The organism is Neobacillus drentensis (genome assembly GCF_036966985.1).
GTDB classification, from domain to species: Bacteria; Bacillota; Bacilli; order Bacillales; family Cytobacillaceae; genus Neobacillus; species Neobacillus drentensis_E.
Map to the genome: position 1 here is coordinate 1 of NZ_JBALSN010000485.1, position 8,206 is coordinate 8,206.

The 8,206-nt window shown below is 38.7% G+C and carries 6 protein-coding genes and 1 pseudogene; 4 read left to right on the forward strand and 3 right to left on the reverse strand.

The window, feature by feature from the left end; genetic code table 11:
* Positions 1–348 precede the first annotated feature (348 nt).
* Positions 349–504, forward strand: coding sequence for a hypothetical protein (locus V7659_RS25900; RefSeq protein ID WP_335542977.1), 156 nt, complete (start codon positions 349–351; stop codon positions 502–504).
* 24 nt (positions 505–528) lie between these two features.
* Positions 529–1,656, forward strand: a pseudogene (locus V7659_RS25905) (M14 family zinc carboxypeptidase); the annotation flags it as partial.
* Positions 1,657–1,818: 162 nt separating this feature from the next.
* On the opposite strand, the gene gdhA reads toward V7659_RS25905, so the two are convergent.
* Positions 1,819–3,201: an NADP-specific glutamate dehydrogenase gene (gdhA, locus tag V7659_RS25910; RefSeq protein WP_335542978.1), complete on the reverse strand. Its 1,383-nt coding sequence runs from the start codon at positions 3,199–3,201 to the stop codon at positions 1,819–1,821.
* A 147-nt stretch (positions 3,202–3,348) separates the two neighbouring features.
* Between gdhA and V7659_RS25915 the strand changes: the two genes are divergently transcribed.
* Positions 3,349–4,260 (forward strand): LysR family transcriptional regulator, encoded by a 912-nt coding sequence (locus V7659_RS25915; RefSeq protein ID WP_283878629.1) that lies wholly within the window; start codon positions 3,349–3,351, stop codon positions 4,258–4,260.
* 72 nt (positions 4,261–4,332) lie between these two features.
* On the opposite strand, the gene V7659_RS25920 is transcribed toward V7659_RS25915, so the two are convergent.
* Positions 4,333–6,669, reverse strand: coding sequence for a YhgE/Pip domain-containing protein (locus V7659_RS25920; RefSeq protein ID WP_335542979.1), 2,337 nt, complete (start codon positions 6,667–6,669; stop codon positions 4,333–4,335).
* Positions 6,670–6,973: 304 nt separating this feature from the next.
* Here V7659_RS25920 and V7659_RS25925 point away from each other — a divergent pair, with 304 nt between their 5' ends.
* Positions 6,974–7,285 (forward strand): replicative helicase loader/inhibitor, encoded by a 312-nt coding sequence (locus tag V7659_RS25925; RefSeq protein ID WP_335542980.1) that lies wholly within the window; start codon positions 6,974–6,976, stop codon positions 7,283–7,285.
* A gap of 73 nt (positions 7,286–7,358) precedes the next feature.
* On the opposite strand, the gene V7659_RS25930 is transcribed toward V7659_RS25925, so the two are convergent.
* Entirely contained in the window at positions 7,359–8,138 is a 780-nt protein-coding gene (locus tag V7659_RS25930; protein WP_335542981.1) for a Cof-type HAD-IIB family hydrolase, read from the reverse strand.
* Positions 8,139–8,206: the final 68 nt, after the last annotated feature.

The following is an 8,206-nucleotide window of genomic DNA, read 5'->3' on the forward strand; positions in this document are numbered from 1 at the left end:
AGGTTCAATCACCGCCATAGGAAGCTAACTCTAGTTTTTTTAAACTACTATTCTTGTATATATCATAAATCGAAAGAAGAGTTGACTATTTTTTTATCCGACCTTATGTCTCATTAGTCGAAAAAAAGAGAAGATACCAGGATTAAAGGCCCATCTATTTAATAGTAAATCTCGGGTAATATTTACCGACACGAAATAAAAAAACAAGCACTATTACTTCAATTTTCTAAATATACTATTTTTTCAGTTATTAACCCTTTCTATCTCTGGTAATATAATGAATAACTCCCAACTTTTACTATTAATAACAAGAAAAATGGGATCAATTACATACTGGAGGGAATCTTTATGAAAAAGTTTTCAAAGGCAATTATTCCAACTGCAATGGCTCTAACCATGACTCTATCATCTCCTGCAATGGCCGAACCTCAGTCAAATCCAAACGGACCTTATATTGAGGACGAGCAAAACATCTCATTATCAAGTTATATGTCAAATAAGTAACTAGCCAAAACTCTACAGAAACTTGAAGCATCATCTAAAGGGAAAATGAAGTTAGAGGTTGTAGGATATTCCAATCAAACATTAGATGGATATAAGACCGAAGTCGATAAAGGAGATCCTTTGTATGTCGTCAAATTCGGTGATGCGGATCCAAACAAAAAAAGAATTTTAATTACGACGCAAATCCATGGGAACGAACAAATCGGAACTGAGGCTGCCATTGATATTATTCAAAAACTATCTAGTGGCGGGCAGGAAATAAACGAAATACTAGATAAGGTCTCCATTTGGATTATGCCAAGAATTAATCCAGAAGGAGCAGATAATACATTCGAAGGAAAATGGTACCCTACCCGTTATACACACCAAACTTGGCTTCCAGAAAACATTAATCTTCCTGCAGGTACGGTGGCGCCATGGTACTATAATGCAATCGGTGATGAGAGAGGCCAGACAAATGATGGCCGTGTGGTCTATGGAATCCCTGGTTATGACCAAAACCGAGACTACAATCCGAATTTGGATTTTAGAGTAGAAAATGAAGATCCAGCGAAAGTAGCCGCATTCCTAAATAACGGAACAACAAATAACAGCAATAACGGCGGCTTTTATGTAACAGCCGAGGCCAGAACCGTTACAAGCGTATTTAAAGAATTTAAACCTGATGTATATGTTGATGTTCACCACCGTGGGTTCAATACGCTTTCAGATGAAGATAACAGATCTGTTCCAGTTCAAGTGGCAGCTGTAGTAGCAGACCCTTACACGGATCCATTCTCAGGTAACCAATATGAAGTGGATGCAGACGTATTAAAGCTTGGCAAACAAGTTAATGCACTGGCCAATCTCGCTCTTCAAAGAGGGAACTCACATTATGGCGCTGTTCAAAAATATCCTGATGTTAACCTTCCAGGTACAGCTCTAGGTGCGTTTGCATTAAATGATGCAGCCATTATGTTGATTGAACTCAAAGGACAAAGCCAGACACTAGGACAAAAACAGGCTGGCATGCTGAAAGAAACAGTCAAAGTACCATTATTTGAGGTATTTAAAGGACTTGCGGACGGATCGATTCATGATGTGGATACAGCGATTTATGATGCGATTCCAGAATCAACGAATAGAATTGAGGACCCAACTACAAGAGATTAATTCATATGTGATAAATTAAGCTGACCCAAAAGTCTGATGAAATATCACCTTTTAGGTCAGTTTTTTCTATTATATGTAAACCAAAAAGTCACCAATTGGTGACTTTTTGTCCTGTATTGTGTTGATCCTTTTCCTATAAAATTCTTTACTAGATACTATATCTTATATTACTCCCTGTGCAATCATGGCATCCGCTATTTTTACGAATCCGGCTATATTTGCGCCGACAACAAGATTCCCGGAGGCATCGTAATCCTCTGATGCTTTCATACTCTTACTATATATATCTTTCATGATCCCTTGTAATTTTAGGTCCACTTCTTCTTGTGTCCAAGCCAGCCTTGCACTATTTTGCGCCATTTCTAACGCAGAGACTGCAACTCCGCCTGCATTTGCTGCCTTGGCAGGAGCAAATAAAACATGCTGTTCGATAAACGTCTCGATAGCTTCAAGAGTTGATGGCATATTTGCACCTTCGCCCACTGCCTTAACCCCATTCGAAACTAAAACTTCTGCTGCTTCCTTATTTAACTCATTTTGTGTTGCACAAGGTAAAGCAATATCGCAAGGGATGGCCCAAATGCCTGAACACCCTTCTTGATAGATTGCATCTGGATGTTCTTTAACATATTCAAAAATTCTTTTATTCTCGACTTCTTTTAATCGTTTGACCGTATCTAAATTAATACCATTTGGATCATAAACGTAACCGCCTGAATCACTGCATGCTAGCACTTTTGCACCAAACTGGTTAGCTTTTTCGATGGCATAAATAGAGACATTTCCAGAACCCGATACTACAACTGTACTTCCTTCAAAGCTTAATCCTTTATCAATGAGCATTTCTTCAACAAAGTATACTAATCCATACCCTGTTGCCTCTTTCCGGCCTAAGCTTCCCCCATAACCAATACCTTTTCCAGTTAAAACCCCTGCTTCATAAGCACCTTTTAATTTTTTATATTGTCCAAACATATACCCGATCTCTCTAGCCCCTACTCCGATATCCCCAGCGGGAACATCAACATCAGGCCCAATATGCCTGCTAAGCTCCGTCATAAAACTCTGACAGAAACGCATAATCTCAAAATCAGACTTCCCCTTAGGGTCAAAGTCAGAACCACCTTTTCCACCGCCGATTGGCTGCCCTGTTAATGAGTTCTTAAAGATTTGCTCAAAACCGAGAAACTTTATGATACTTGCATTAACTGAAGGGTGAAAACGGAGACCTCCCTTATAAGGTCCAATCGCACTGCTAAACTGAACACGATACCCTCGATTCACTTGTACATTTCCTTGATCATCTACCCATGGCACTCGAAAGCTAATTAATCGCTCAGGTTCCATCATTCTTTCGAGAACTGCTTGCTTAATATATATTGGATTTTTCACAAGGACAGGTACTAAAGAATCAAGTACTTCTTTAACAGCCTGCTGGAATTCCCCTTCATTTGGATTACGTAATTGAACCGTTTTAAATAAACGATCTACGTAATCTTTCACGATCTGCATTTGATTCTCTTCTACTCTGTCCAGCATTTTCATCTCGGTCAGCCCCTAATGTATTATAAAGTTAAGAAAATTCCCTTTTCTTACGTGTATTTTCATTTTATAATTTAATAATTAATAGTTTCAATCTTAATTTACGATGAAATTAATGCGTTTAACGCATTAAAATGGAGTGAAATGAAAATGGAGACAAGGCAAATTCAATATTTTCTAGAAGTGGCAAAAAGAGAGCATGTAACTGAAGCAGCAGATGCCTTGCATGTTGCCCAATCTTCCGTTAGCAGACAAATCTTCAATTTAGAAGACGAATTAGGTGTAAAACTCTTTATACGTGAGGGAAGGAGTGTAAAGTTAACCCCTCTAGGCAGAATTTTTTATGAACGGATGCAACAAGTATGGTATTTGATGGAGGATGCAAAGAGAGAAGTAGAAGAAAATTTAAATCCTGAAAAAGGAACTGTACGAATTGCATTCCCTATTAGCATGGCGGCCCATACATTGCCTTCCATCATTTACGCTTTTCGTACTCGGTACCCAGACGCGAAATTTCAAATGAGCAATGCCCTTTATTATGATTTAATTGATGGTGTTGTAAATGGAGAATTTAATTTGGCCATGATTGCACCCATGCCCAATCAGGATAAAGAGAAAAAAATCAAAGGAGCTACGTTATTTACAGAAAATATCGTGGCCCTTATCCCTCTTCATCATCCATTATCTGATCGGAAAACAATTCGGCTGCGGGATTTAAGGAATGATTCATTTTGTGTCCTTCCTGAAGGGTTTGTATTTCGTGAACAAGTGGTTCAAGCATGTAATGATGCAGGTTTTTCTCCACAAATCGCCTTTGAAGGAAAAGATATTGATGCATTAAAAGGGTTAGTCTCTGCAGGCTTAGGTGTAGCATTGATGCCAGAGATGACATTGGTAGATAACACCCCGCGGTCTACCGTGGTGATTCCAATATCCGATGCGAATCTGACTCGAACAGTCGGTGTCATCTATCCGACGCAGAGAAAACTGCTTCCCACCGAAGCATTATTTTATGATTTTTTGCTTGAAACTTATGAAAGATTAAATGAGTTTCGGAATTAATATGTTCCTAGCCTCCAGAAGTAGAAAAAAGAGGCAGGCCTTTAAAAGGTCCTGCCTCCCGATATTTAATGATTACTGTACCTGTAATGGAGACTGCCGTTTGAATTTGACGATAAAAAATGTCAAAGTTGCAGCCAGGAATAAGACAAAGAAAATCGCAATGTGCCCGATATTATTCCACATATAACCAAAATCACCGGTTGAAATAATCGACCTGAAGCCAGAAATCGAATAGGTCATAGGTAAGAATTTCATTATATTTTGAAGGAATGTTGGACCTAGTTCAATCGGGTACGTTCCTGCACTTCCTGTTAGCTGCAATATCAAGATAATAACCGCTAAGAAACGTCCAGGATTATCAAGAGCTGTAACAAGGAATTGAATGATGGCTAAGAATGCCCAGCTCGTAAATATACTTAGCATAATGAAATATGGAATGCTCTTCACTTCGAGTCCAAGACCCAACAGCATAACAGCATCGACTAAAAGCGCCTGGCCAATTCCTACTACTAAAATAACACTTGTTTTTCCAATGAACCATCTAAAACCGTTTTTCGGCTCCGAGGCTGGTTCAAACATTGGAAAAATAACTGAGAGCATCAGAGCACCGACAAAAAGACTAAGTGACAAGAAATAAGGTGCTAATCCACTACCATAGTTTGGAACATGATTCATCTTGTTGTTCGATAGTTTTACTGGTTTAGCGAACATATCATAAACTCGATCATTGGCTTTCACATCACTGGCATCCTTGGCTCCGTCAGACAGTTGATCACCCAATTCCTTTGAGCCATCCACTAGTTTAGTCATCCCGCCGTTTAAATCCTTTGAACCAGTCGCAAGGGCGGACATTCCGTTATTTAAATCTTTTTCACCCTGATATAACGATGTGGTTCCAGATGCTAATTTATTTGCGCCTTGTGCTAACTTATTTGTCCCTTCATTCAATAAAGTGGAGCTGGATGATAATTTCCCTAACCCTGCAGTTAGGCTGCTTGAACCACTTTCAATTTGACCGAATCCTTTTTGTGCCTCATCAATCTTCGAACCAAACAGGGTAAGTCCTTGATTTAACTGTTCTTGACCATTTAATACCTGTTTTGCTCCACCAGATAATTGGTTAATACCATCAGCCAATTTCTGTTGACCTTGATTCAAGTGATTAGCACCTGCGGCTAATGAATCGGAGCCCTGCTTTATCTGCTCTGCACTGCTAGACAAATCGCCTGCACCAGAAGCCACCTGCTGGCTGCCTTCCGACAATTTGGTTAAGCTATCCTTTAGAGCGTTCAGTTTTTCCTTCTCTGTTGGATCAGTCGTATTATCCTCCATGCTACTTACTTGGTCGAGCAGCTGCTGAAGTCCTTTACTGACCGTGTCGGCACCGGACTTTGTTTGGTCTGCGCCTGACTTCCATCTATCTAAGGAAGCTGAGAGCTGCTCAGAACCTTTTACAATCTGTTTTGACCCATTTTGAAGATTAGGTACATTTTCTCCAGCAGATGTTAAACCATCAGATAATTGCTTCGTCCCATCCTCCGCCTTTTTCGCACCAGCTAACAGCTTCGTATTGGCATCTTTCATTTGTGTGAGGCCCGTGCTGAATTGCTCCAATCCGCTTTGAAGTTTCTCTGAACCCGATGAAGCTGAAACTACACCATTTGAAAAAGCAACAGATTTATCTGCTAAAACCTCAAGGTTTTGCTTGATGGTCTTAGCGCCATCGTCCACTGATTTTGCACCATTCGCTAATTTTTCTGCACCGCTTTTAGCAGATGTAATTCCATATGATAAACTGCCAGCCCCTTCTTTGGCATCTGACATCCCGTTTGAAAGTTTCCCCGCTCCATCACTTGCCTTATTCAACCCTTTAGCGACATCCTTTAAACTATCAAACATAGATTCAGCATAGGTTTTCGTTACGGATTCGGATACGGCTTCTTTAATTTTTTCAACAGCCGAATCGCCGATTTTGGATGATAAATAGTTATTACCTTCATTAACGGTATAGATCAGATTTAGTTTTTGGGGATTTTCACTTTGAAGCGTCGTGGCATTTTTTGAAAAATCTTTTGGAATTTCAATCTCCAAATAATAATCCTGATTCTTCAAGCCTTGTTTTGCCTTTTCTGCACTGACAAAATTCCAATTAAAAGTATTTTTCTCTTTCAAGTTCTCAACTAAATCACTGCCAACTGTTATTTGTTCTCCATTGTACTCGGCACCGTGGTCATTATTGACAATTGCTACAGGCATTCTGTCCAAATGGGAATATGGATCCCAAAAGGCCCATAAGTAGGTTCCACTATAAAGAACCGGAATCGTCATCACACCGATAATGGCGATTAGCAATTTACGCGTACGAAAAATCCGCAGAAATTCACTTTTCACAGAAGGGAAAAATCTCATGTAACTCACCTCATTCATTCTACTTCTCAACTCGACCCGTTATGACTATAACCCCCATTTAGTCATTTTAGGATAAAAAAGAATAATATCACCTGATTGACCATTTTAGTTTTTTAGTCATTTATAAGACTTTGTTATAATACCACAACTTATTTTTAGTTTCAACCATTTTAATGTTGATATTTGTTTTGAGAAAAGACCATCAAGTCAATACTAGTAGCGGAGAAGAACGGGAAAAAACCATGCCCGATCAGATGGAACGGCTGATTCATGAAGGGAAAATTGTGTTAGGAGAAGAATCACTATGACCAAGGAAGAGGTAGTTAAACTTTTAATACTTATAGAATCGGTATATCCCAACTGCGTATTAAAGGACGAGACGGTCCAGCAATGGTTCCAATTTTGTTCTAAAATGGATTATGAAAAAGTAATGGACCGGGTGAAAAACCACATTCGAAAAAGTCCATTTCCGCCTGCATTTGCTGATATCGCTGTATTCGCTTCTGAAGAAAATGATTTTCCAAAAACATTACAAACATGGTTGTGGAAAGGACGGGAGAAAATGAAACATGAATGGAAATCCGACCAATGGCTTGCAGAATATTCAGCAAGATAAAAAATAAACCGAAAATATAAAGTTTCATTAAGAAACCTTATATTTTCGGTTTTTAAAGTTTATCTGTATGAAGCTATAATAGCCCCACTAATTGAAGACCATGAGTAATTCCATTGTCGTCAACGGATTTTGTCACATATTTTGCGACTGCCTTAACACTTTCTTCCGCATTCCCCATTGCCACACTATTTTTTATAGTTGTTAGCATTTCCAAATCATTAAGCCCATCACCAAAGGCAAATTGGTTTTCTTTTGAAATACCTAGTTTTTCAACTATTTTTTCAATCCCTTTTGCTTTGGAGCCACCATTAGGGAGTACATCGACTGAAACAGGATGCCATCTTACAAAATCAAAATCACGAAACTCCTGTTCATATTGTTTCTCTTCCCCTTCTGGACAGAAAAGGAGAGTTTGAAACAGCTCGCGTCCTTTGTAATAATGCGGATCGTGCGAAGGAAAACGGCTAATTTTTAATGTAGCAATACTTTCTGTAATGTAGCTATGCTCTGGTACATTCGTTTTCATATCCTCGTGATCCATAAAGACTACCGGATGATTGTTAAGCAGAGCTGCTTCTGTTAACTTTTCAATTGCTGAGGCATTTAAAGAATTTTTATATAACACTTCGCCTCTTAACACGACGTATTGTCCGTTATAACTTACAAATGTAGTAATCCCTAATTCTTTTCGCAGATCCTCAAACATAAACGGAGCTCGTCCAGTAGCAATGGCTACTTCATGTCCAAGTTCCTTTAATTTAAAGATGGATTCTTTCGTTGAAAGCGGTAATTCTTTATCATGATTAAGCAAGGTTCCATCTATATCAAAGAATATAATGCTTTTATCGCTCATTTTTAGTTCCAACTTTCGATGTGTATTTTTAAATTATTATGTACCATTATAAATCACTCGAACAATAC